This is a genomic window from Flagellimonas flava (assembly GCF_900129665.1).
Lineage (GTDB): Bacteria > Bacteroidota > Bacteroidia > Flavobacteriales > Flavobacteriaceae > Flagellimonas > Flagellimonas flava.
Genome location: NZ_FQWL01000001.1, coordinates 1,137,278 through 1,163,625, shown reverse-complemented (window position 1 = coordinate 1,163,625; position 26,348 = coordinate 1,137,278). Strand labels below are relative to the sequence as shown.

Annotated in this window: 23 protein-coding genes; 19 read left to right on the top strand and 4 right to left on the bottom strand. The window is 41.6% G+C overall.

What is annotated here, in order from left to right; translation table 11 throughout:
* Positions 1–16: 16 nt before the first annotated feature.
* The gene (locus BUC10_RS05360; protein WP_073177214.1) at positions 17–1,573 is read right to left on the bottom strand and encodes a M28 family peptidase; all 1,557 of its coding nucleotides are present in this window, start codon (positions 1,571–1,573) and stop codon (positions 17–19) included.
* Between the two features lie 253 nt (positions 1,574–1,826).
* On the opposite strand from BUC10_RS05360, the gene BUC10_RS05355 reads away from it, so the two are divergent.
* Positions 1,827–3,077: an NAD(P)/FAD-dependent oxidoreductase gene (locus BUC10_RS05355; protein WP_073176909.1), complete on the top strand. Its 1,251-nt coding sequence runs from the start codon at positions 1,827–1,829 to the stop codon at positions 3,075–3,077.
* Between the two features lie 82 nt (positions 3,078–3,159).
* Positions 3,160–4,092 carry a hypothetical protein gene (locus BUC10_RS05350; RefSeq protein WP_073176908.1) on the top strand — a complete coding sequence of 311 codons (933 nt, stop codon included), beginning with the start codon at positions 3,160–3,162 and terminating at the stop codon, positions 4,090–4,092.
* Here the strand turns inward: BUC10_RS05350 and BUC10_RS05345 are convergent, their stop codons facing one another.
* Both BUC10_RS05345 and BUC10_RS05340 read right to left on the bottom strand, forming a co-directional pair.
* The gene (locus tag BUC10_RS05345) at positions 4,093–4,476 is read right to left on the bottom strand and encodes a VOC family protein (RefSeq protein ID WP_073176907.1); all 384 of its coding nucleotides are present in this window, start codon (positions 4,474–4,476) and stop codon (positions 4,093–4,095) included.
* Positions 4,477–4,480: 4 nt separating this feature from the next.
* Positions 4,481–5,116, bottom strand: a complete 636-nt coding sequence (locus tag BUC10_RS05340) for an alpha/beta hydrolase (protein WP_073176906.1) — start codon at positions 5,114–5,116, stop codon at positions 4,481–4,483.
* 70 nt (positions 5,117–5,186) lie between these two features.
* Between BUC10_RS05340 and BUC10_RS05335 the strand changes: the two genes are divergently transcribed.
* From BUC10_RS05335 to BUC10_RS05260, 15 genes are all read left to right on the top strand, one after another.
* Positions 5,187–5,609, top strand: coding sequence for a PaaI family thioesterase (locus BUC10_RS05335; protein WP_073176905.1), 423 nt, complete (start codon positions 5,187–5,189; stop codon positions 5,607–5,609).
* The gene (locus BUC10_RS05330) at positions 5,590–6,663 is read left to right on the top strand and encodes a chorismate-binding protein (protein ID WP_165614856.1); all 1,074 of its coding nucleotides are present in this window, start codon (positions 5,590–5,592) and stop codon (positions 6,661–6,663) included. The genes BUC10_RS05335 and BUC10_RS05330 overlap by 20 nt, the downstream gene beginning before the upstream one ends.
* 40 nt (positions 6,664–6,703) lie before the next feature.
* Positions 6,704–8,443, top strand: a complete 1,740-nt coding sequence (menD, locus tag BUC10_RS05325; protein ID WP_073176904.1) for a 2-succinyl-5-enolpyruvyl-6-hydroxy-3-cyclohexene-1-carboxylic-acid synthase — start codon at positions 6,704–6,706, stop codon at positions 8,441–8,443.
* Between the two features lie 40 nt (positions 8,444–8,483).
* Positions 8,484–8,825, top strand: a complete 342-nt coding sequence (locus BUC10_RS05320) for a DUF2853 family protein (protein WP_073177208.1) — start codon at positions 8,484–8,486, stop codon at positions 8,823–8,825.
* Between the two features lie 74 nt (positions 8,826–8,899).
* Positions 8,900–9,739: a CvfB family protein gene (locus BUC10_RS05315; protein ID WP_073176903.1), complete on the top strand. Its 840-nt coding sequence runs from the start codon at positions 8,900–8,902 to the stop codon at positions 9,737–9,739.
* A gap of 151 nt (positions 9,740–9,890) precedes the next feature.
* Complete coding sequence (locus BUC10_RS05310; protein WP_073176902.1) at positions 9,891–10,490, top strand: SPOR domain-containing protein; 600 nt, start codon at positions 9,891–9,893, stop codon at positions 10,488–10,490.
* 2 nt (positions 10,491–10,492) lie between these two features.
* Entirely contained in the window at positions 10,493–11,401 is a 909-nt protein-coding gene (locus BUC10_RS05305) for a 1,4-dihydroxy-2-naphthoate polyprenyltransferase (RefSeq protein ID WP_073176901.1), read from the top strand.
* A 32-nt stretch (positions 11,402–11,433) separates the two neighbouring features.
* Entirely contained in the window at positions 11,434–12,189 is a 756-nt protein-coding gene (locus BUC10_RS05300; protein WP_073176900.1) for a LytR/AlgR family response regulator transcription factor, read from the top strand.
* A gap of 538 nt (positions 12,190–12,727) precedes the next feature.
* Complete coding sequence (locus BUC10_RS05290; protein WP_245812780.1) at positions 12,728–14,644, top strand: sensor histidine kinase; 1,917 nt, start codon at positions 12,728–12,730, stop codon at positions 14,642–14,644.
* A gap of 52 nt (positions 14,645–14,696) precedes the next feature.
* Complete coding sequence (gene menC, locus BUC10_RS05285) at positions 14,697–15,749, top strand: o-succinylbenzoate synthase (RefSeq protein WP_073176897.1); 1,053 nt, start codon at positions 14,697–14,699, stop codon at positions 15,747–15,749.
* Positions 15,740–16,678: a CPBP family intramembrane glutamic endopeptidase gene (locus tag BUC10_RS05280; protein WP_073176896.1), complete on the top strand. Its 939-nt coding sequence runs from the start codon at positions 15,740–15,742 to the stop codon at positions 16,676–16,678. The genes menC and BUC10_RS05280 overlap by 10 nt, the downstream gene beginning before the upstream one ends.
* Positions 16,653–17,723, top strand: coding sequence for an AMP-binding protein (locus BUC10_RS05275; RefSeq protein WP_073176895.1), 1,071 nt, complete (start codon positions 16,653–16,655; stop codon positions 17,721–17,723). Before BUC10_RS05280 ends, BUC10_RS05275 begins: the two co-directional genes overlap by 26 nt.
* A 166-nt stretch (positions 17,724–17,889) precedes the next feature.
* Complete coding sequence (locus tag BUC10_RS05270; RefSeq protein ID WP_073177205.1) at positions 17,890–19,239, top strand: M24 family metallopeptidase; 1,350 nt, start codon at positions 17,890–17,892, stop codon at positions 19,237–19,239.
* A gap of 65 nt (positions 19,240–19,304) precedes the next feature.
* The gene (locus BUC10_RS05265) at positions 19,305–21,107 is read left to right on the top strand and encodes a carboxypeptidase-like regulatory domain-containing protein (protein ID WP_073176894.1); all 1,803 of its coding nucleotides are present in this window, start codon (positions 19,305–19,307) and stop codon (positions 21,105–21,107) included.
* Between the two features lie 131 nt (positions 21,108–21,238).
* Entirely contained in the window at positions 21,239–23,401 is a 2,163-nt protein-coding gene (locus BUC10_RS05260) for a TonB-dependent receptor plug domain-containing protein (protein WP_073176893.1), read from the top strand.
* Here the strand turns inward: BUC10_RS05260 and BUC10_RS05255 are convergent, their stop codons facing one another.
* Positions 23,402–25,030, bottom strand: coding sequence for an acyl-CoA carboxylase subunit beta (locus BUC10_RS05255; RefSeq protein WP_073176892.1), 1,629 nt, complete (start codon positions 25,028–25,030; stop codon positions 23,402–23,404).
* Positions 25,031–25,097: 67 nt separating this feature from the next.
* On the opposite strand from BUC10_RS05255, the gene BUC10_RS05250 reads away from it, so the two are divergent.
* Both BUC10_RS05250 and BUC10_RS05245 read left to right on the top strand, forming a co-directional pair.
* A complete protein-coding gene (locus tag BUC10_RS05250) occupies positions 25,098–26,081 on the top strand; it encodes a Gfo/Idh/MocA family protein (protein ID WP_073176891.1) in 984 nt (327 codons plus the stop codon).
* 66 nt (positions 26,082–26,147) lie between these two features.
* Positions 26,148–26,330 carry a CAL67264 family membrane protein gene (locus BUC10_RS05245; RefSeq protein ID WP_073176890.1) on the top strand — a complete coding sequence of 61 codons (183 nt, stop codon included), beginning with the start codon at positions 26,148–26,150 and terminating at the stop codon, positions 26,328–26,330.
* The last annotated feature ends 18 nt before the right edge of the window (positions 26,331–26,348 follow it).

Here is a 26,348-nt window from a genome sequence, read left to right as displayed (position 1 = left end):
TGACGGGATGCTGTTGCTATTTTGCCGGTTTGTCCACGGCAGGACGATTTTCCCTGTTTGCTACTTCCCAAGCGGTATAGAATACCAAACGTGTCCGAGTTTCCAATAGATCATAATTGATTTTATCAGGTGTATCCCCAGGTCTATGATAATCTTCGTGTGTTCCGTTGAAGTAAAATATTATGGGAATGTTGTTTTTGGCAAAATTGTAGTGATCACTTCTATAGTAGAACCTGTTGGGATCGTTCTCGTCGTTATACGTATAATCGAACTCCATATTGATGTATTTTTCATTGACCTCCTCCGAAAGTTCATGTAGTTCAGTGCTGAGTTTGTCAGAACCAATGAGATATAGGTAATTCCCATCTCCACCCTTTTTGGGATCAATTCTTCCTATCATGTCAATGTTGAGGTTAGCAACGGTTTGCTCCAAGGGCAAAATAGGATCAAAATCTGTGTAATAGCGGGACCCCAACAATCCCTTTTCTTCTCCGGTGACATGCAAAAATACAATGGAGCGCTTAGGTCCCTTACCGGCATCGGCAGCTTTTTTGAAGGCTTCTGCAATTTCCAACAAGGCAACGCTTCCAGAGCCATCGTCGTCCGCACCATTGTTAATTTGACCATCCGCAGTAATTCCAATATGATCCAAATGGGAAGATATTACTAGATATTCCTCTGGTTTTTCCGAACCTTTGATGATGGCCGCTACGTTTTCCGAGTCGATAAGCTTGTTTGCACTTGATATTTGAAGCTCAAGTTCTACAGATAGATCAGATGGAGTATTATCGGAATCAATATCTGATTTAAGTGTGGTTGCCGAAGTTTTGTTGAGTAAGATGATAAAACTATCGGAAGTTTCTTCCTTCAGACTCATCTGACCTCGTTTGTTGGTCTTCATAAAGTTAAAATACCCTTTAAACCGGGAAAAGTTGCCATCATCAAAGTAGAGAACACCTTTGGCACCTTTTTCCGCAGCTAAATTGGACTTTTTACCCATAGCTTCACTCATATTGCTCCAAACGGATTTCTCATCAGTTCCCGATACAGTATAAGTTCCGTCAGCGTTTTTGGGTTCGCCGGCTTTTATCAAAACGAGTTTTCCTTTCACATCCAAACCTGAATAATCTGAGTAATTTTCAGTTTCAACACCAAAGCCGGCATATACCACTTGTGTAAAGGTTCCCTTTGCTTCAGAAAAAGTTAGGACATTGTCTCCAAGCTCGAAATTAGAACCATTTATAGTGATGCTTCCTTCGGGAACTTGCGCTATTTCCAAAGGAACTTTTTGGAAATAATCGCCATCTGGTTTGGCAGCGGGAATCTCCAATCCCTGGTATTCCTTTCTTAGGTATTCCACTGCTTTTTTCTGTCCTGGAGAGCCCGTGTCCCTTCCTTCGAACTCATCGGAAGCATAAGTGTAGAGGTGTTCTTTGAGTTCTTCTTGGGTTATGGTCTCTGCATATGCGACAGGATCTATGTCCTGTTTTGGGGAAGCTTGGGGGCTAACCGTCTTTTGGGAAGAATTGCATGAAAATGCCAGTCCGATTAAGGCAACGAAAATGATTCTCATTGTATATAATTTTGAATGAACAAGGCCAAAAATAAGGAAACAAACTACATCTATTTCCATATAGATCATTAATATCCAAAGGTATGGGAGCAAAGATGACACTGAACAATTCCATTTTAAACTACAATACAGGATAAGCGGGTCAAATAAAATTTGATATCGCATAAAAATTTATGGAAAACTTGTGGGGAAAAGTCTTTTAGGTAATACATTTGGAGTGACCTAATACTATGGTAATCGATATACTAAAGGCATGAGCAAAAATGTTATCGTAATTGGCGGAGGAATCATTGGTCTTTCCACTGCCTATTTTCTGCAAAAAAATGGGCACCAGGTAACCGTTTTGGATAAATCCAATATGGATTCTGGAGCGTCTTATGTAAATGCAGGTTATATAACGCCAAGTCATATTGTTCCGTTGGCTTCACCAGGAATGATTTCGAAGGGCATCAAATACATGTTCAATTCTTCGAGTCCTTTTTATATGAAACCACGACTTGATCTTGATTTTATGAAGTGGGCCTGGTATTTCAAAAAATCCTCGACCAAAGAGAAGGTGGAAAGGGCCATGCCGGTTATTATGGATATCAATTTATTGAGTCGTGAGCTATATGAAGAAATTCATAATTCTGGAGAGCTGGGCGATTTCCATTTAGATCGCAAAGGACTGCTCATGATGTACCAAACGAATAAGGAACGGGACCATGAAAATGAAGTGGCAGAAAGAGCAAAAGATATGGGGCTACAGGTCAATCATTTGGATTTGGACGGATTGCGTTTAGTAGAACCAGATGTGGAGCTGAACGCCAAGGGAGCCTTTCATTACGAATGCGACCGCCATACCACTCCCGATCAGATTATGGAACGCCTTGCGGGGTACCTCGCTAAAAACGGAGTGAAAATCCATAAAAATGAACAGGTTGTGGATTTAAAGGCAACCAGTGGAAAGGTGAGCGAAATTATCACCAATAAAGGAAGCTATACCGCTGATGACATTGTTTTTGCTGCAGGTTCTTGGACTACAACACTTTCCAAAAAACTAGGCGTTCATTTACCGCTTCAGGCCGGTAAAGGATATCGGATAAATGTGTCCACACCCACCAAGATAAACATGCCAGCCATCCTGATGGAGGCTAAAATGGCGGTTACCCCGATGCAAGGTTTTACGCGTTTTGCTGGTACTATGGAGTTTTCCGGTATTAATAATATCATACGCAAGGAACGGGTGGAAGCTTTGGCAAGGGGAGCAAGCAAATACTACAAAGGATTGCATATTCCCGAAGAAGACAAGCAGAATGCACAATGCGGCTTAAGACCCGTTAGTCCTGATGGATTACCCTACATTGGAACTACCGACAAATACAAAAACTTGGTTTTTGCTACAGGTCATGCCATGATGGGCTGGAGTTTGGGCCCTGCGACCGGAAAATTGGTGTCCGAATTGGTATCCGGGAATAAATTGTCATTGGATATTTCTCCGTTTGCCCCAGATCGAAAGTTCTAATACCATATTTTGTTTTGGTTAATTTAGATAACTGGCATTCTTTTTGTTTCGTAATTGGTTGAATTCGAACTAATTTTGCAGTATGGTCAAAAACTACTTTTTATCTTTTTTTACAATCCTCTTTTTTGCCGTTGGACTATTAGGTCAGGAAATACGGATATTAAAGGTGGGCGACTTTGACCTAAACGGGAAGGTAAAGACATGTTTGGTCATAACGGACTACGGCAAGGAACTCTTTGAATTTGATACCCAGGGATTCTTAACGCGGACCGTAACACAGTACAACGATACCGACCAGGACATTACATACTATAAGTATTCTGATGGTCAGCTCGTGGAAAAAAGGATGGAAAGTTACAAGGATGAGGTTTTGGACGCCGCGACGTCCATGGCCAATTTCTATACAAGGGATAGTCTACAGCCCGGTAAAGTAATGGAGCAGATTATCTCCTATGACAAGGAATTCATTGAACAGCAGGAATACGTGTATGACGATGAGGATAGGCTCGTAAAGATTACAACTTCGCATGCGGGGGGAGTAGATGAATCCACGATTGAATACGCTTCCTTCAAAAACGAATCCACCAAGAGCTATTTTATCAATGCCATATTGGAAAAATCCGTGAGGACCTCGGAACGGAAGAGGGCAGGAGGGACCCAAAAGGTAATACTGACCAAAGAATATGTGGATGGGGAACCTAACAAGGCCGAAGAGGAAGTCTTTGATGCATCAGGCAAGGTGCTTTCCAAAGAGATGTTTGAATATGACGGGGTCAAGAATGAATTTGCTTCACAGAAAAAATCATTTTATTCCTACAATGCCGAGGGTATTTTGGAAAAGATAACCACTAGAACAAGCAACTCCGAATCCGTAAAGGAATATATCTTTCAGTTTGATAGCAATGCAGAGAAAAACTGGACAAAGCAGATTATTACTCCGGATAATGCTTATTCAACAAGACGGATTACGTATTATCCTGAGGAAAAAGAAAAACAACCTGGAGATTCCAACTGATTACTTCAGTTCCAGAAGATCCCACAGATTACCATACAAATCCTGAAATACCACAACCGTTCCGTAATCCTCTTCCCTGGGATTTTCAGTGAACATAACACCTTTGTCCTGCATGGATTGGTAATCGGACCAAAAATCGTTTGTGTGAAGAAAAAGAAAAACCCTACCTCCGGTTTGATTTCCAATAGTCGCTTCTTGTTCCGGTCCAACGGCCTTACCGAGAACTAAACCCGCCTCTGAGTTTTTTGGGGAAACTACTACCCATCTTTTTCCCTCACCCAAATCAATGTCTTGTTGCAGTACAAAATTTAGCTTTTGTGTGAAGAAGAAAATGGCTTCATCGTAATCTTTTACCACAAGCGTGGTGTGGGCAATATGTCGCATACCTCTAAAGAATGGTTTTTATAAGTTCGGGTTTTATTTCATGTCCTCCTTGAAAGGTGATCAGTTCTGCTTTACCTCTGAAAAGCGATTCAATTTTAATCTGCTCCAAGGCTCTTCTCTTCTCGTTCAGAAATTCGTCTGAATCCCCAAATACAATTTTCACCCGAGTTGAGTCCCAATCAACAAAATTTAAATCTTCCTTCTTCAGCTCATTGGGAATACCACCTGCATAAAGAACCAAAGCGCTGCACTTTATCTGTCTTCGGACCATCCATCGTATCGCTACTGAGACCCCTTGCGAAAACCCAAATAGAATAAGATTTGTATGGGAGGAAAGTTTCTCTGCTTCAATCACTGCGTCTATATACCCCAACACATTTTCAGTTTCCATGGCGGTATTTTCTTTTGTCAACCAGCTTGCCCCAACGTATTTGTATTCGTTTTTCAAGTAATATTTGGATGGAGCCTGTGGAGCGATGATGTAGTTCTCCTCGGCATCCAAGTGCTCAAAATGCTTAATGAAATACCTGCTTAAATAGCCAATTCCATGAAAGACCAGCCAAATGTTTTTAGTTCTTGTGGTAAGGGTGTTAAGGGTTTTGTATGTGTTTTTTGAAGTGTAGGATACCGTCTTTTCCATGAGTGATACAAAGTGGGAAACTTAATTCTTTAATGCTATACCTTTACGTAATTTTACAAAAAATAGGTGGATGGAAGATCATAAGGAAAAGATTCTTGCGGTTTGCAACGGTATTTGCAAAAACACACTCATGGAAACCCTCGATATTACGTATACGGATGTGGGCGAGAACTTTTTAATTGCTCGAATGCCGGTGACGCCAAAGGTACATCAACCAGATGGCGTACTTCATGGTGGAGCATCGGTTGCCTTGGCAGAGAGTGTTGGAAGTGCGGCTTCCTATGTTTTCTTGGACGGGCAGGAATTTTTTGTAAGGGGGATAGAGATTTCTGCGAACCATGTCAAGTCCATTCGGGAAGGTTATGTTTATGCCAAAGCTTCCATTATACACAAAGGAAGAACTACCCAACTTTGGGAAATAAAGATAACCAACGAAGAAGGTGATTTAATTTCCAATTGTAAACTCACTACCATTGCCCTTCCCAGAAAATAAGGATTTTCAGCAGCTCATATCCAAGATTAAGTCTTGCTTTGAACAGGGCTTGCCCTTTGCGGTTTACCGAAAGCCGGGTGAAGCTGAATTGACAGGGGTTTTTCAATCGAACCAAGTAATTCATCGGACCGAAAATTTTGTTGGGCAAGGCTTTGTTTTTGCCCCTTACGATTTTAATGATGACGCCATACTTATTCAAGCTGATGAAGTACTCAAATTGGCTTGTCCACAACCCTTAACGCATGCCCCGAATAGAGCCAAAGTTTCAAATGATGGACGGAATGCCCACATGGATATGGTGGCGAGGGCCGTAAAAGAAATTCAAAAGGGAAGTTTAAAAAAGGTCGTACTCTCCCGAAAACTGGATGTAAAGGTTTATCAAGAACCAGATGTGATTTTCACTCAATTACTTCGGCACTATCCTGATGCCCTATGCTACCTTTGGTTTCATCCTAAAGTGGGCACTTGGTGTGGAGCCACGCCAGAAACACTTCTAAAAGTCAAGGGGAACCAACTTAGGACCATGTCGTTGGCCGCAACAATGTCCGTAAGGGAAGGGGAGGAGCCCAAATGGGGAAGCAAAGAAATCGAAGAACAGGAGATGGTTTCGGACTATGTCCGTGAACGACTTTCCATACTCACGGATAAGCTAGAGGTCGGGAAGGTACAGTCCGTAAGAGCAGGGAATCTATGGCACCTTAAATCCGAAGTGAAGGCGACATTGCTAAAAAATTCCATGGATCAAATTATTAAGGCACTGCACCCCACACCGGCCGTTTGTGGTGTCCCGGTTTTGGAAGCGAAGGATTTTATTGCGAAGCATGAAAATTATAAAAGGACCTACTATACAGGCTTTTTGGGTGAGCTAAACCTATGTGCCCAAGATGAGGTTTCACTATTTGTCAACCTGCGCTGTATGACAATTCAAAATGGGATGGCCAGTATTTTTGTTGGGGGAGGTATAACCGCTGCCTCCAATCCGGAAAGTGAATGGATTGAGACCCAGAATAAAAGTAGGACAATGCTCAATATCCTGGAATTTGAGTATCAATAATTTTGGGTGAATTGTTTTTTGGGATGTACTTTTGTGTTCCATGACGTACTCCAATATTCCCGCTGCCCAAACATTGGTTTTATACTTTAAAACAAAGGGAATTAAAAATATTGTGATTTCTCCGGGTTCCCGAAATGCCCCTCTGACCCTTAGCTTTTCCAAACATCCCGACTTCAATTGTTTTAGTATTGTGGATGAACGGTGCGCTGGTTTTTTTGCACTGGGGATGGCCCAGCAATTACAGGAACCAGTGGCGGTGGTTTGTAGTTCTGGAAGTGCCATGCTGAATTATTATCCGGCGGTTGCAGAGGCATTTTATAGTGACATACCTCTTGTTGTTGTTTCAGCTGATAGACCACAATATAAAATTGATATAGGTGATGGTCAGACCATCAGACAACAAGATATTTTTGAAAAACATATCGGCTATTCGGCCAACCTCAAACAGGATGTTTGCCATAATACTGAAACCTATAAGAAGTACGCAGTAGAAGGGCAAAATGAAAGTCAGGAATCCATTCAGAACCACAATGTTCTGGAAATTCAAAAGGCTCTGGACATTGCTTTTGAATACAGGACACCGGTTCACATCAACATACCTTTTGAAGAACCCTTATATGGAACGACCACTGTTCCCTTGGTAGAGGTGAAAAAACTGCAAAAGACTAGTTCCAATGCAAAGACCCAAGTTGATTTTGCATTGCTCAAGAACATCTGGGATTCAAGTAGCAAGAAAATGGTTTTGGTAGGGGTAAATCCCCCAGATGAACTCGAAAGTGATATCATAAGAAACCTAGGAGAAGATGACAATGTTTTGGTTTTTACGGAAACGACCTCCAATGTGCATCATCCTAACTTCTATCCAAGTATTGATAGTATCATTGCACCCTTGGAGAAAGCATCGGACAAGGAGGAAAAATTTAGGGCGTTACAACCCGATTTGTTAGTAACCTTCGGCGGTCTAATCGTATCCAAGAAAATAAAGGCCTTTCTCAGGGACTATCAACCCAAAAACCATTGGCATATAGGCGGGAAGAAGGCCTATGACACGTTTTTCTGTTTGAAAGAACATGTGAACATTCACCCAAATGATTTCTTCAGACAGATGTATCAACAACCCAAAGCATTGGAAGATAGTTATCGGTTACAATGGGATTCTGTAAAACAACATTATGAAAAAAGAAGGGCGGAATATTTAAAACAAATATCTTTTTCCGATTTTACCGCTTTTGATGAAATATTGAAAAATATCCCGAGGGGATATCAAGTACATTTGGCCAATAGTTCGACGGTACGTTATGCGCAATTGTTTTCAATGAACCCTTCTTTGCACATTTATTGCAATCGCGGTACCAGTGGTATAGATGGCAGTACTTCCACCGCAATGGGAGCTGCTGTCCACCATAAAAACCCTACCGTGCTGTTAACCGGGGATCTTAGCTTTTTTTATGATAGCAACGGTCTTTGGCACAATTATGTGCGAAGTGATTTTCGGATTATTTTAATCAATAATGGAGGCGGGGGAATTTTTAGGATTTTACCTGGTTTTGAAGAAACGAAGGATTTTTCAACCTTCTTTGAAACACAGCATGACCATTCAGCGGAGCAGTTGGCAAAGATGTACCACTTTGATTATGATTGTGTTAAAGATGCATCTGATCTAAGGAAAAGCTTGGTTGGGTTCTATGCAGAATCCACGGCACCAAAACTTTTGGAAATACGCACGCCAACGGCAGTAAACAATAAAATTTTGCTTGACTATTTCGATTTTATATCTTAGAACCAAGTCAAATAATAACCATAAAAGAACACTTGCAATCATGAGCAAAAGAGATGAATTAATTGAGAAGTATGCGGCCGATATCAAAGAAAAATTTGGACAAGCTCCCGACATGGATCTATTGACCAAAGTGGCCGTGGGATTGGGACCTGCCATCTACAACCTAGATGCTTCCAAAGTCTCAGGTTCCGATGAAAAGGAATTGGAGACAGTAAAAAATAACTTCTTGATGAAAAAATTGGGTCTTGATGAGAGCGCTGACCTCATGAATGCTATCAACAGTGTTATTGATCAATACGGGAGATCCGAAAAAAATAAGCACCGAGCGGTTATTTACTACATGCTCGCGAAGCATTTTGGAAAAGAATCTGTGTATAACTAAACGATAATGTCACTAGCTAGGAAGCGGCCAATGGCCGCTTTTTTTATGCCCATATTTACCGCTACCTTTGCCGCATGATAGAATTGGGGAACTACAATACATTGAAGGTACTTAGAGGAACAAGTATTGGCCTTTTTTTAGGAGATGGTGAAGGCACGGAAGTACTACTTCCGAATAAGTACGTACCGGAGGATTTCCAGATAGATATGGATATGAAGGTGTTTTGCTATTTGGACAACAATGAGCGACCCATTGCTACAACTCTTGAACCCTATTTGATTAGGAATGGGTATGGTTTCTTAAAGGTGGTCCAAGTAGGCTCATATGGGGCTTTTTTGGATTGGGGATTGGAAAAACACTTATTGGTTCCTTTTAGGGAACAGGCCACCCGCATGGAGGAAGGCAAAAGTTACGTAGTCCATTGTTACTTGGATCAGGAAACTTATAGATTGACAGGCTCAAGTCGCCTAAAAAGGTTTTTGAACAATGAGGGCTTTGATCTTCCCGTGAATACCGAGGTAGATTTATTGGTAGGCAGAAAAACTCCCCTGGGCTGGGAGGTCATTATTAATGATCAATACAAAGGTTTGGTATTTGAAAATGACGTGTACAAACCGATCACAGTCGGAAACCGTCTAAAAGGATACATCAAAACTGTAAGGTCAGATTTAAAGGTGGATGTTTCCCTACAGCCTATCGGGGCTAAAATGTTGGAGCCTACGGCAAATGGAATTTTGGAAAAGCTGAGGGAGCACAATGGCTTTTTGGGGTTACACGATAAATCGGATCCCGAAGAGATTAAAAGAACCCTGCACTTAAGCAAGAAAGCCTTTAAAAAGGCCATAGGCACCTTGTATAAAGAACGGAAGATTTCTATTAAGGAAGACGGAATTTACCTGCTTGAAAGCACTTAAAAGACTCGTTGAAGCAGTTCATAGATTTCTTTGTATTTTGATACCGTTAAGTTTTTTTCTTTCACCAAAAATTTTACATTTGTAATAGTGTATATTAACTTATTGAAAGCTATGCGTTTAGCGTACTTTCAAAACTCTTAACTTACCTAATATGCCGTTTATTGAAGAAAGTGATTTATTGGACTTGCACAAGGACATTGACAAGGCCCAAATAATCAATGAAAGACTTTTAGACCAAATAAAATATAAGAACAAGGATCTCCGCAAGATAAAATTGCAACGTAACATCCTGTTGGGCTTTACCGCATTGTTTGTCGTGGGTACTTTGGCCATTACATCTTTTACAGCTGGACTTAGCAGCAAGAACTCTTTTGAAAACCAGAATAACCTGCTGGTATCCATCGACAGCTTGGATGTCATTAAGGCCCGTATAGATAACCTTAAAATTCAGAATGAGGAATTGAGCTTGGTGCGGGAATTCTACCTGGCCAAAGCTTTTTTGGATAAGGAGACCATCTACTCCGTCCAGGTCAAGTCTTTTGTGGACAACAATGTAACCCTGGCTTCGGAAGCCCTTACGAATACACTTTTTGTAAAGACCAATCCATTCTATGCCTACTCCTTGGGTAATTTTGAGACCTTGGATGAAGCCCAATTGTTCAGAAAGCAATTGGTAAACATGGGATTCAAAGACGCGTTCGTTGCCTCCTACCAAGATGGAAAAAGAGTTAAAATAGAAGATCCTTATTAGTCTTGGGTAACACAAAGGCTTGGATACAAGCTGCGCGATTAAGAACACTTCCCCTTTCACTTTCAGGAATTATAGTCGGAACTGCCTTGGCAATGATGCAAGGTCATTTTGACCCTATTGTTTTTGTTCTGGCCCTACTTACCACAATTGGATTTCAGGTCACCTCCAACTTTGCCAACGATTATGGAGATGGCGTAAAAGGAACGGACAATGAAGATAGAATTGGCCCGGCTAGAGCATTGCAGAGCGGGTTACTCGCGCCCTCATCACTTAAGAAAGGGATCATTGTTTCCATAATACTAAGTTTGATTTTGGCCTTCGCCTTAATCTATGTTTCCTTCGGAAAAGAAAACCTAAAATATATTTTGGTCTTTACCGCGTTTGGGGTTCTCAGCATTTGGGCCGCCATTCGATATACTATGGGTGCAAATCCATATGGATATCAGGGTTTAGGTGATGTTTTTGTTTTTCTTTTCTTTGGACTTTTGGGGGTTTTGGGCAGCATGTTCCTGTTCACCAAATCGATGGACTGGGCCACCCTGTTTCCCGCCATGTCCATTGGCTTTTTATGTGTAGGAGTCCTGAACTTAAACAACCTTCGCGATGTGGTATCGGATCGTAAGCACGGCAAAAACACCCTTGTGGTTAAAATGGGGTATAAAAACGGAAAGCTATATCATTATATCGTATTGACTTTGGCTTTCCTTGGTTTTTTGACCTTTTCTTGGCTTAGAATTGAATCCTTATCCGCTTGGTTTTACCTATTGGCCTTCATACCAGTCCTTATCCATCTTATCAAAGTAATACGAACTCGGGACCCCGCTGAGTTGGACGGAGAACTGAAAAAACTGGCCCTGAGTACATTTTTGTTGTCCCTACTGTTCTTAACGGCTGTTAAGTTTTTTTTGTAATTTTGATTCGAACCCGCTAAACATTACACAATTTGGAACACCCCATTAAAATACTAATTGTAGAGGATAACGTAATTATTGCAGACGACATGCAATCCATGCTCGAAGAAATTGGGTACGAGATTGTTGATAATGTAATAGTGTACGAGCAGGCCGTTGAGGTATTGAAGAACAATCATGTCGATTTGGTGCTTATCGACATCATTCTTGCGTCGGATAAAACGGGAATAGATTTGGGCAAGCACATCCGGGAAGTTTACAATATACCGTTCATTTTCGTGACCTCAAACTCGGACCGGGCAACGGTTGAAAATGCAAAAACGGTGAAACCAGACGGGTATTTGGTGAAACCCTTTGAGCAACAAGACCTTTACACTTCAATTGAAATAGCACTGTCAAATTTCGATTATGCGCGTAAGGAGAAAAGTAAAGAGATTGCCGGCAATGAGGGGGATACCTTCACCTCGAATTCGGTTTTGAAGGATTCTATTTTTGTAAAGAAACAACATCTTTACTATCGTATCCAGTTTGGCGATATTCAATTTATAAAGGCAGACAACGTCTATTTGGAAGTAAATACTGTAGATAAGAAATTCTTGGTTCGTTCGCCGCTAAAGGATTACTTGGAGAAACTCCCGAAGAACAAATTCTATAGGGCACACAAATCCTACATTGTAAATGTGGATCATATTGATGCCATCAACTCCAAGGATATCATGATCAACAATAACCTGATTCCTATTTCCAAGGATTTTAAGGAATTCATAATTTCTTCCATGAATAGCTAATAGCTTTTTTATGTTAAAATATACAAGTGCCTTTAGGGGCACTTTTTTTTATTATAGACTTAATTGACCCAATTACCACAAGTTTCGTGTCGTTCACAACAATAGTTTCACCTGTTTGGTAGATGCGTTTACTTTAGCAGTGTTATTAATTCAGAAAAGTAATTTTTTCATTTTCATATAGTGTTCTCGTAAAAGGGTCTTGTCCAAGTTGGCAGGACCTTTTTTGTTTTGGAAGGCATGAGAACTCCATGAAATGCACAAAACACCGACAAAAATCACTTTTGCATACACCACCAACACTTTCACAACAGAATTGGACACTTTCACAACAATACTCCATAAGTCTTTACGAATGGATTTAATTTTGTTTTGAAACCTGCGTTTTAATTTAGAGGGGCACTTAAAAACACCTTTTTGATTAAGGGCAAGATTTGAAATAACAAAAAACGGCAAAACACACCTTAATACCCTATAAGCACTACCCATAAGATTGATGATGCACAACCTCAAGAAATTATTTTCAGCCTTATTTTTTGTAATGCTTTTAAATGCCTCCGCCCAGGATGTGGAAGGGGAGGAGATAAGTGTATTGACGGAGTTTCAAAATACCAATGGCTCTGAAGGAAGGTTTGAGGTCTTTTTTAATGCCGTAAACCGGTACAATATAAATTCCGCCTATGATTGGCTGGATACCATCAAAATATACCTTTCCAATTCCCAAAAAGCCAACGATTCCATTGCGGCTCAGCGCTACAGGGTCATGCAGACCCAAGTGTATAACGATTTGGGGGAGTTTGATAAAAGTATTGCGCTGGCAAAAGAACTGTATGCCAAAAAGGATTCTTTGGATTCCAGCTCACGAAAAATCATCTTGGAAGTATTGGACGACAACTATGCCAATTTACAGTTGTACGACAAACAAATAGAAATCCGTAAGGAAAAACGGGAATTGGGCTATACGGACAATGTGGCCTTCTACGATATCTACAGCAACTTGGGCTTGCATAGAAAAGCAAGGAACCAATATATCATGGAGGTAAAGCCTACCATTGCCGATAATGATTCCTATGGTTTGGCCAAGTACCACAGCAAGGTGGGAAACTATCTCAGATTGGATGATTCAGCTCCCACAGCCTTGAGCGAACTCAAAAAGGCCAAGGCGTATTTAGATGTGTTCCTGAATGATATCTCAAAAGAAAAAACAGAGGAGCAACTTTTTGAAAGTGACCTGTTAAAAGCTGAAATCGAAGGGAATATTGGAAAATGCCATGTGCTGTTAAGCGAGTACGAAGAAGCTGTGCCCCTGCTGGAAAACAGCATAGAGGTTTTGAATTCTTCGTCCCGTAACTCGCATAAAAGCGAGGTTATAGAAAATACCCTTAACCTGGCAGACGCCAATTTGCAGCTAGAAAGATATACCTCTGCCAAGCAAAGTTTGGACATCGATTTTGAAAATATCAGTATGCTGCAACGTATTAAACGGAACAGTCTGCTAGCCGCTTATTATGACAAGGTTGAAAGTTTTAGAAATGCAGCGACTTATTATAAGCGTAACGAGCGTATCAAAGATTCTCTTACCCAAAAGCAAAGTTCCATTATCAAACAACAACTGGTGACCATAGTTGCCAATGAGGATTTGGAAAACTCCCAACGTTTGATTGATGAGCAAAAAAGAATCAATGAATTGGCCCGAAGCGAAATGAAGGCCAAAGATGAGCGAATCAATCTAGTTTTCATTTCCTTGATTTTTACCTTACTTGGTTTTGCGGGATTGGTCTATGCCTATTTAAAGAGCATCAAGAACCAAAGATTGATTGCGGAACAAAAACATATCATCGAAAACGCTTTGGTGGAAAAGGATTCGCTACTTAAAGAGATTCACCATAGGGTAAAGAACAATTTACAGATGGTGTCCAGTCTGTTGAGTCTACAAACAAAGAATACCAGAAGCAAATCGGCCATCGAAGCCTTGGAAGAAGGAAAGAGCAGGGTAAAGGCCATGGCATTGATCCATCAAAAGTTATATCAGAACGATGATCTGTCTGTTATCGAAATGCAGGGTTATATCGAAAGTCTCATCAATAGTGTACAGTCCGTTTATAAAAAAGGAGGCCACAACATTAGCATTACCATAGATGCCGAAGGAACAGAGTTGGACATTGATCGCGCCATACCTTTTGGGTTGATACTGAACGAACTTGTTTCAAATTCCTTCAAGTATGCCTTCCCGGAAAATGACGACAACGGAAAGATTTACATCCATTTACGGAAGAATGGCGAACAAGGGTATTTTGAATATACCGATAATGGAGTTGGTCTGCCCGACGATGCAGACGAACGGGCCCATTCCTCAATGGGCATTCGCTTGATGAATCGACTGGTGAATCAGTTGCAATCCAAGCTTAACATCGACAAGGAAAACGAAGGAGTTCGTTTTTGGTTCAATTTTAGTTGATTCCTTTTTCACACCTGATGGTTTCAAAATGTGGTAAATTTGGAATCATTGCATGAAAGCTACCTACACAAAGTACATCCTAAATTTTAAGCGCCCCAGCGGCACTTCTCGGGGCATCATGACCCATAAGGAGACCTGGTTCCTGATTCTGGAGCGGGATGGTAATCTAGGTATAGGGGAATGTGGTATTTTAAGAGGGCTTAGCGCGGATGACGTTCCGGAATATGAGGAAAAACTCATTTGGCTTTGCAAGCATATTGAAGGCAACAAAGCCGAACTCCAAGCAGAACTAAAAGAGTTTCCATCCATTCAGTTTGGATTGGAACAGGCCCTTTTGTCCTTGGAGTCCCAGAATCCTTTTGAACTCTTTCCATCCGATTTTATCCACAAAAACGCTCCCATTCCCATTAATGGTCTCATTTGGATGGGCGACGAACAGTTTATGCTTTCCCAATTGGAAGATAAACTCAAAGAAGGTTTTAGGTGTATCAAAATGAAAATAGGGGCTATTGATTTTAAAACAGAACTATCTATTTTGAAATCCATACGAAAGAACTTTTCACCCAGTGAGATAGAGCTCCGAGTGGATGCCAATGGTGCATTTGCTCCAGAGGACGCCATGGTAAAATTGAACACCTTGGCGGAGTTTAAGTTGCATTCCATAGAACAGCCCATTAAACCAAAACAAAAGGAGGCCATGGCCAGATTATGTGGTCAAACACCATTGCCCATAGCTTTGGATGAGGAGTTGATAGGAGTTTTCGATGTAACAGAAAAACAAAGATTGCTACAAACCATACAACCGCAATTCATTATCTTAAAACCCAGTTTGGTAGGTGGCTTCCAAGGAAGTCGGGAATGGATTGAAATTGCAGAGTCAATGAATATTGGCTGGTGGGTAACCAGTGCACTGGAGAGTAATATTGGCCTCAACGCCATTGCACAATGGACGTATACCTTGAGTTCCGATATGCCTCAGGGTCTGGGGACAGGGAGTTTGTTCACTAACAACTTTGAAAGCCCTTTGGCGGTCAGGGACGGACAATTATGGTATGGGGATGGTACCGTTTGGAAACAGAATTTAATTAAGGATTTATGTATATAGAACAAGGATATAAAGGAGATCTTGGACTTTGGAAATACCTCTTTTTACCGGTGGGTTTCATTGGCTTGATGGCAGTAAACTATATTTTGACCATCAATTCGTCTGTTAGTGTGGAAGACGCCATGCAGCAGATGATAGAACAATGGGGCGCCAATACTGTCCTGGTTATCGCATTGCTTCCGCTAGCTGTGGGGCTGTTTGTAGTCTTGGGATGGACCAAGCTCATCCATCCCCAGTCCATAACTTCCCTGACCACCTCTCGAAAAAAAATAGATTGGAAACGCATCTTTTTTGCCTTTTCGTTATGGGGAGGTGTGACTATTTTATTGACCTTGATAGATATCTACGCTTCACCAGAACATTATGTGTTCAACTTTAACCTTGAAAAGTTCATTCCCCTGGCAATCATCGCCCTAGTACTTATTCCTATGCAGACCAGTTTTGAGGAATACTTGTTTAGGGGGCATATGATGCAGGGTTTGGGACTGGCAACCAAAACCCGATGGATTCCGTTACTGGTGACCTCTGTTTTGTTTGGGTTGATGCACATGGCCAATCCTGAAGTGGAGAAACTGGGCATGGGCATTATGGTCTATTACATTGGGACAGGACTTTTTCTAGGTATCCTTACTTTGATGGATGAAGGCCTGGAATTGGCCTTAGGTTTTCATGCCGCCAATAATTTGATAACCGCGCTTTTGGTAACTGCCGATTGGACCGCTTTCCAAACGGACTCCATTTATAGGGATATTTCTGAGCCCACTTTGGGTTGGGATGTACTTATTCCCATTGTCGTAGTGTTTCCAATTCTGCTCCTTGTATTCGGAAGAAAGTACAAATGGACCGATTGGAAAGGGAAGTTGTTTGGACCGGTCTTGACAAAGGAAGAATTTGTAGCAACAAATGATGGTGAATCCCTCTTGGCGTAAACTGCATCCAGATTTTAAATTGAATGGGAAATCCTACCAATGGGAAGAACTTCCGGAAGTAGGTTATAGCCTAATTAAAGAAGGAGAACCCTTTGAAAGAGCCATTGGGGACTTTTTAGTGGACTGGACCATGGACAATCCAACGGTTTTGGTCCAAACATCCGGTTCTACCGGGAAGCCCAAGGACATTCTTCTGAAAAAGGAGCATATGGTCAATTCTGCCAAGGCTACTGGAAATTATTTTGGTTTACAGGCAGGAGATACTTCGCTACTTTGTCTACCTAGCACAGGGATTGCAGGAAAAATGATGTTGGTCCGCGCTATGGTCCTGGGACTGGAATTGGATTATGTAAAACCATCGTCCACACCGTTGGATAACATAAGTCGAAATTATGATTTTTGTGCGATGGTGCCTTTACAGGTAGAGCATTCGTTGCTCAAGCTGGAATGTATTAGAACTTTGATTATAGGCGGAGCATCAGTTTCACCGAGTTTGAAGGAGAGGTTGATGTCGCTTCCCGCTCAGGTTTTCGAAACCTACGGGATGACGGAAACGATTACCCACGTAGCCGTTAAGTCAGTTAAAAATTCAGGTTTCAAAGCCTTGCCCAATATTTCCTTCGCACAAGATGATCGGGGCTGCTTGGTTATAGAAGCTTCTAAAATCTCCGATGAGCCAGTTGTCACAAATGATATGGTGGAGCTCATCAGTGAAACAGAATTCCAATGGTTGGGCAGGTATGATTCCATCATCAACTCCGGGGGTGTAAAACTCATCCCGGAGCAAATAGAGCAAAAAATCGCTCCCTTGATTTCATCGCGGTTTTTTGTCGCAGGAATTCCGGATGAGGTTTTGGGCGAGAAGTTGGTACTGATCTTGGAAGGAGAGGCCGTTCCAGATTCAGATTTCCTTGATGCTATAAAAAGGTTAGATGGGATAAACAAATATGAGGTGCCTAAAGAACTTTACTTCGTTCCCACCTTTGAAATGACTACCACTGAAAAAGTCAATCGCAACGTTATTCTAAGAAATCTTTTCGGGTAAACTTGGCTAAACACAATTGATGTGTTTCAAAAGTAAGTTTGCCTATTACCCTATAGTTACGTAATGGGACTTTGCCCTAAATGTTTAGAAATAGCTTAAGAAAAGTACAGCTTACCACTTTTTTTATGTGTGGGAAATGATGTATTTTAAGGGAAAGATTTTTTACATGCCAAAACTGATTCGCTTTTTACCTTTTGCCCTCTTGTCTTTCACTATTTATTCCCAACAAATACTTCCTGAGGTGGAACGGGCCAGGGTGGTGGATGAAATTTTGGAAGAACGTTTTACCTACCTGCTCCCAAAACTTATGGACCAAACCGGTATCGACATGTGGATTTTAATATCCCGCGAATACAATGAAGATCCCGTGCTTAAAACCATGCTTCCCGCGACTTGGCTCAATGCAAGGCGAAGGACGATTCTTGTGTTCTACCGGGATAAGGCGAAAAAAACCATGGAGCGACTTGCCGTGGCACGCTATAATGTGGGAAAAAGTATAGTTTCGGCTTGGGATAAGGAAAAGGAACCCAATCAGTGGAAAAGATTGATGCAGCTTATTGAAGAACGAAGTCCAAAACAAATCGGGCTGAATTTTTCCAAGGACCATAATATAGCCGACGGCCTTGATAAAACCGACTACGATGAATTTATGGCCAATCTTCCCGAAAAGTACCATTCCAAGGTGGCAACAGCGGAGCAGTTGGCGGTACGTTGGGTGGAGACTAGAACAGAAAGGGAAATGACCATCTTTAACCAGTTGGTGGATATAACCCATGATATTATTGCCGAAGCATTTTCTGAAAAAGTGATAACACCCGGGGTCACTACCACCACCGAGGTGGAATGGTGGATGCGACAAAAGGTTACCGATTTAGGGTTGGAAACTTGGTTTCACCCCACGGTTGATGTGCAGCGAACCAGCGAGGAACTGGTGGGGCACCTGTATTCCTTTTCGGGAAGACCGGATGATTTGGTCATCCAGCCCGGTGATTTATTACACTGCGATTTCGGCATTACCTACCTAAGACTCAACACGGATTGTCAGGAGTTGGCCTATGTCTTAAAACCAAAGGAAACCGAACCTCCTTCCTTTTTGGTAAATGCCCTAAAGGATGGCAACAGCGTACAGGATTTTTTAACCTCCAATATGATTAAGGGTCGAACTGGAAACGAAATTTTGGCCAAAGCACTTCAAGATGGCAGAAATGCAGGTCTAAAGCCCGCCATTTACACACATCCCTTGGGAAGTTACGGACACTCGGCCGGAACTACCATTGGCATGTGGGATTCCCAAGGCGGGGTAATGAAGGATGATGGGGAAAATTACCCACTCAACCCAAATACAGTATATGCTATAGAACTCAACACTACAGTAAATATTCCCGAGTGGAAGCGGGATATCCGCATCATGTTGGAGGAGGCAGGATTCTATGGCGAAAATGGATTTAGATATGTCAATGGGAGACAAACAGAACTCTTACTTATTCCAAGGGTGAAATCGCATCTGGGGAATTAAGGAATGTATATGATGGAAGATCAGAGATAACTGGGCCTAGCAATAGGCCATCAAAATTTAAAGCTATGAAACGAAACATTGTTTTGGTACTCCTCACCCTCGTTGGGTATGGATTGACCGCCCAAGTGCAGGTTAAAAAAATAAAGGGTATTGTCACGGATGGACTTTCCCCATTGTCTAATGTAAATATTAGCATCAAGGACAGTGATCAAGGTGTAAAAACCGATAAAACCGGGCGCTATGAAATTTATGCGGATGAGGGACAGGTGCTGGTCTACAGCTATGTAGGAAAACAGGATATGGAGATTATGATTCAAGATGTGACCCGTTTTCTCAATGTGGAGATGTTCGACAAGATTGAGGAGTTGGACGAGGTTACGGTCACCAAACGCAGCAAAAAGTCCCAAGTAGAACTATTTAAGGAATACCAAGAAAACAAAAGCCTGATCAAAACAGGCTTCGGAATTTTGGACCGTGAGAAGACGGGCTACTCCATGCGCATCTTGGATGGGGATGACTTAAGTTCGGCCGGGCAGGATTTTATAGACGGCCTTCAGGCATGGATTCCTGGCGCACAGGTGTTTAGACCCAATGCCTTTAGACCTGGTGGGGGTTCACTTTTGGGCAATGTGGGTCGCCCCACCGACCTGACCATACCTATTGTATATTTACCCCGTGCCACGCGTTCAGCAAAACCAGTACCAGCTGTTTATGAGGTGGACGGTGTGCTCTTCACCGATGCTCCTGTCTTTCTTTCCTCAAACAATATTGAACGCATTGCTGTAATAGAATCGATAGCAGGAATTGCCAGGTACGGCAGCTTGGCGGCTGGTGGTGTTGTGATTATTAACACAAAGACAGGGAACTATAGTAAAAAGGAAAAAGGCACGAACAAGCCGTTCGATCAAGCCAAATTAAGGAACAATTTTTGGGACGAATCACAGCTTGGGAATATGAATATCGCGGAACCTTCTTATATGGTGGAACTCAAGAACACCAAAAATAAAGAAGAGACAGAAGAGTGGTTCGAAACCCAGCAAAAGGTATATGCCAATTCCCCTTACTTTTATTTGGATGTCCTTTCCCATTTCAATTCTAGTAAGGAATACAAAAATTTGGCGGATGAAGCCATAACGGTTTTGGAAAGTAGGTTTGCAAACGACCCTAGGGTTTTAAAGGCCTTGGCTTACCAACTAGATGCTGCGGGCGCCTATGAAAGGGCCAATGAGATTTACAAACAGGTGTTCATTCTTCGTCCCCATTATGCCCAATCCTATCTGGACTTGTCCAACAGCTATCGAAATGCTGGCAATCTTGAGTACGCCGCCACGCTTTATGCCCGTTATAATTATTTGGTGAAAGAGTCCTTTTTTGAGGATTCAGAATCCTTTTCCACTGTCCTTGATAACAGTTTTAACAACCTTATTACCCAACATGGAAATTTGATAGGGGAGGGACGTACGGCGGTTAAGGTGAAAGATGGGGAAGAATTTAAGGGGACACGAGTCGTATTTGAATGGAATAATAGCGAGGCGGAATTTGACCTTCAATTTGTTAACCCGGAAAATCAGTATTACACATGGAACCATACGTTACGTGAGAATTCAGAACGAATTATGGAGGAGAAGAAACAGGGGTTTTCTTGCCAAGAGTATCTTATTTATAAACCCATAGGAGGAACTTGGAGAATCAATGCGCAATACTTGGGTAACAAAAGCTTGACACCAACGTATTTAAAAGCCACTGTTTACCATAATTTCAATACAGCGGCCCAGCAAAAAGAAATACATGTGTTTAAACTGAGCGCTAAAAACAATTACCAGAGCTTGTTTTCCATCGATGGTTCAAATTCGATGAAGGAACAATAAAACAGTGCTAAGGAAAGAGGTGACCGTCAATTCATAACCTGTATCTATGGGTTGGGAACTATCATCCGTCAACTCTGGGATGGATTTATTTTGAATTTTGCCTACTTTGTCGCAATCTTAATAATCTAAATATGAAAATCTCGAAATTTATTCTGATCTTTTTCTTTGGATTGATTGGAGCATTTGTGTTTGGCCAGGAAAAACAGGTGACCATTTGTTGGGATGTTTCCTATTCCATGTACAATAGGGATTTGGATAAGGAATTTTACTTTTTGGATGCCTACTTTAAGACTAATATGGATGCCTCCGTCGCCCTTCTTTCATTTAATAATGAGGTAGTATCCAAAGAGAGTTTCGGGGTTAAAGGAGGTGATTGGTCTAACATAAAGGAAAGACTTAGGGGGTTGACTTATGATGGTGCAACATCTTTTGAATTGCTTGATGCCTATACCGAAAAAGGGGATGTATTGGTTTTTACGGATGGAAATCAGAATTTGGGTACAACCACTCCCAATTTTGGTGGTGAGGTCTATATTATCAATGGAAAAAAAGACTTTAATAGGGCCAGCCTAAACCTCTTGACCATTGTGAATAATGGGAATCTTATTAACCTTACGGAAAAAACCGGAGAATTTGGATCAAGTGGTAAGACTAAGGCTTACTCAGGAACTGTATACAGTGGAACTTCCGGTTTGGCTGCTGTTGATGTCTATATAAAAGAGTTTCAGAGTCAGGGAATCAAAACCAACACTTCAGGTGGGTATAGTATCAGGGCTTCTGTTGGAGATACTTTGGTAGTTTCTTTTGGAAATAAGAAAAAGCAGATTTTGTTGGAGGAAGAAGATGAGCTTGATTTTGTTTTTGACGATTCAGGGATTCAACTACAGGAAGTGGTGGTAGTAGAGGATAGGGATAAACCTACTGAAGAAATAACAACTGGATTTGGAAAAGAAAACAAGGATAAGATTGGATATGCTGTGCAATCAATTGACGAGGAGGATATTTCACCAATTGCAACAACAGGCAATACTGCAATTCAAGGAAAATTTTCTGGCGTAAGCCTTGGTCAAAATGAAGATTTAAGTCAAATTAAAATGAGGCCGAGTAATTCGGTTCTGGGTAACAATTACGGATTAATAGTAATTGATGGAGTGCCTATGGAACGATCTAATTCTTTCACGGGTGAGGTGGCCAATACAGATTTTGTGAATCCTCAGAATATAGCAGAAGTTACTGTTTTGAAGGGTTTGGCGGCGACCAACCGTTTTGGTAGCCTTGGGGCAAATGGAGTATTGTTGATTACAACAAAAACAGCAAAGTCCAATGGACCCACAGGAAAGAAAAGAGATTTGGCCCAATTGACCGATAACTTTTATGACGGAAAACTAAAGGTTAACAATAAAACCTTGGTTACCCCATATTTAAAAGAACTTAAAAAAGGCAAGAACCTGGAAGAAGCTTACAAGATTTATCTGAACCAGCGTAAATCCTATTGGGATAACCCCGAGTATTTGGTGGATGTTGCCTCTTTTTTCTACGGGTCAAAACCCGAATTAGGAAATCGAATTCTTTCCAATATCCTGGAAAAAGATAATGTTGGTTTTGAAGAATTAAGGGGTATGTATCTTAAATCCATGGAAACTGGGAACCATAAAATGGCACTGGTGGCAAGTACTAAGATGTTGGATGAATACCCAAATAAAATACAACCGTATTTAGATGTGGCCATGGCCCATAAAGGTGCGGGTAACTATCAGGAGGCCTATGATATGCTAGCAAGCATCGTTGACCGAAAGGCCAATACCGAGCTTAATTTTTTAGGCCTTGATAAAATCGCTGGAGCGGAAATAAGAAATCTTGTGAATCGAAATGGTAAGGATTTAGACATGAACAAGGTAGAACCCAAGTATCGGAACAACCTGACCTATAATGCCAGGTTACTTTTAGATTGGAGCAATCCCGATGCAGAGTTTGTGGTACAGTTTGTAAATCCTCAAAAACGTTTTTTTAATTGGGAGCATACAGATACGAGCGACAAAAAGCGAATTTTAAACGAGCTACAGCATGGGTACGCCAGTGAACAATTCGAAATCGTAGGCTCCGACACCGTGGGTGACTGGATTTTGAATGTTACCTATCTGGGGAATCGAACCCATGGAAATAAAGTCCCTACCTTTCTAAAGTGCACCGTGCAGTACAATTTTGGAAAGCCCAATCAAAGAAATGAAGAATTCATGATTCGTCTCATGGAATCTGGAGAAGAACAACAGTTAGCCAAATTTGCGGTTCAGTGATTACACCTGCAAGACGCCCATATTAAAGCGTTTTTCTATTGGGGAGTGATTGGCAGCCTCAATGCCCATAGAAATCCATTTACGCGTGTCAAGCGGGTCAATAATGGCGTCTGTCCATAATCGCGAAGCTGCATAATAGGGAGATATCTGATTGTCGTAACGTGCTTTAATTTTTCCAAACAATTCCTTCTCTTTGTTGGCATCTAAGGCTTCTCCATTTTTCTCCAAAGAGGCCTTTTCAATTTGCAAGAGCACTTTGGCAGCCGAGTTACCACTCATTACGGCCAGTTCGGCGCTTGGCCAAGCCACAATCAATCGAGGGTCATAGGCCTTACCACACATGGCGTAATTTCCGGCACCATAACTATTACCAATAACAATGGTAAATTTTGGCACCACCGAGTTGCTCACGGCATTTACCATTTTGGCACCATCTTTAATGATACCTCCGTGTTCGCTTTTACTCCCGACCATAAATCCCGTAACATCTTGCAAAAACACCAGCGGGATTTTCTTTTGGTTACAATTGGCGATAAAACGTGTGGCCTTGTCCGCTGAATCGGAATAGATGACTCCGCCAAACTGCATTTCACCTTTTTTGGTCTTGACCACTTTGCGCTGGTTGGCAACGATGCCAACGGCCCAGCCATCGATTCTGGCATACCCGGTCAGGAGTGACTTACCATAGCCTTCCTTGTACTGTTCAAATTCGGAATCATCGACCAATCGTTTGATAATCTCCAACATATCGTATTGGTCACCTCTTGATTTTGGAAGAATCCCATAGATATCCTCTTGTTTCTCAGATGGTTTTTTTGAGGTAACCCTATTGAATCCAGCTTTTTCAAAATCCCCAATTTTTCCAACGATGTTCTTTATTTTATCCAGGGCGTCTCTATCGTCTTTGGCTTTGTAATCCGTTACGCCACTGATTTCCGAATGTGTGGTGGCTCCACCAAGGGTTTCGTTGTCTATACTTTCACCAATTGCAGCCTTTACCAAATAACTTCCTGCCAAAAAGATACTTCCGGTTTTGTCCACTATCAGGGCTTCGTCACTCATAATGGGTAAATAAGCGCCACCGGCAACGCAGCTCCCCATCACAGCGGAAATTTGGGTAATGCCCATGCTGCTCATGATGGCGTTGTTTCGGAATATGCGACCAAAGTGTTCCTTGTCGGGAAAAATCTCGTCCTGCATGGGAAGATAGACCCCCGCGCTGTCCACAAGATAAATTATAGGTAAGCGATTTTCAATGGAAATCTCTTGGGCCCGTAGGTTCTTTTTGCCGGTTATGGGAAACCAAGCCCCGGCTTTGACGGTCGCATCATTGGCTACAACCACACATTGTTTTCCTTTTACATACCCAACTTTTACTACAACTCCGGCCGACGGACAACCCCCGTGTTCCTCATACATTCCTTCGCCGGCAAAGGCCCCGACTTCAATGGAATCCGAACTCTTATCCAACAGATAGTCAATACGCTCACGGGCGGTCATTTTTCCCTTGGAGTGATGTTTTTCAATACGTTTTTTACCACCTCCAAGCTTTACTTCGGCCAGTTTTTTTCGGAGTTCGGAAAGTTTGAGTTTATTGTGGTCTTCGTTTTTATTGAAGTTAATATCCATAGTTCGTAAAACTGTTGCATCTTGTAGGCTAAAGATAAGGAGTTATAATCATTACTTTTGATGGAATATGGAACGAAAAATTAGATGGGGAATTGTTGGCCCTGGAAACATTGCCCATAAGTTTACTTCTGATTTGAAACTTGTTGAGGGAGCTGAGGTAACTGCTGTGGCTTCAAGAAACAGGGACAAGGCGGAAAAATTTGCTGATGAATTTGAAATTGGTCACGTCTTTGGGTCGTATGATGAACTTTTTGCATCAGATTCGGCGGACATTGTCTATATCGCCACACCCCATGTTTTTCATAAGGAATTGGCCATAAAGGCGATGAACCATGGAAAACATGTGCTGTGCGAAAAGCCAATGGGTGTCAATAGGGGTGAGGTGGAAGAAATGATCAAGGTTGCCAAAGCCAACAAGGTTTTTTTGATGGAAGGATTATGGTCCCGCTTCAACCCATCTGTCGTAAAGACGATGCAAATGGTGGAAGAAGGTGCTATAGGTGAAGTTTCTTACCTCCATGCAGACTTCGCATTCTATGGCATGGATAGGGACGAAAGCTCTAGGATACTAGATCCAAATTTGGCCTCGGGTTCCCTTTTAGACATTGGCATCTATCCTATTTTCTTGGCTTATCTCATTCTTGGGAAGCCTACCGAAATAAGTGCTTTTTCCAATTTTCACCAAAACGGTACAGAGCTACAGACATCCATGATTTTTCATTATAACAAGGCACAGGCTATCTTGTACAGCGGCTTAACAACAGCTTCCAAAATGGAAGCAGAGGTATCTGGAAGTACCGGGGAGATTTTCATACACCCTAGATGGCATGAAGCAAAGGGACTTACAAGTATGGTAAATGGCGAGGAAAAAGTGTGGGATATGCCTGTTTTAGGCAATGGCTTCACCTATGAAATCGAAGAAGTACAACAATGTCTTTGGGAGAGGAAACTCCAGAGTGATAAATGGTCACACCAAAACAGTTTGGATTTGGTTGGTCTTATGGACACTATCAGACAAAAAACAGGCATCAAATTTCCGTTTGAAGCATAAACTTGATGCTGTTTCATTGGATTATTCCATTTTTTACGATATTTGATTTTCTACTGAACTAACAATATGGGAATGAACAAGAATACGGTGCTGGCGTATGCCACTTGGATTATGATTCTAGTGGGACTGGGTATGATAGCACTAGGTGCCTTTAAGTATGATGAAGTTGCTGGCTACGGTTTTGCGGCCGTGGGAATCGGCTTTTTCGCGATTGCTTGGGTATTTAACGCACTCAAGGGCAGGGTTTAACTTTCCAGCTATATATTT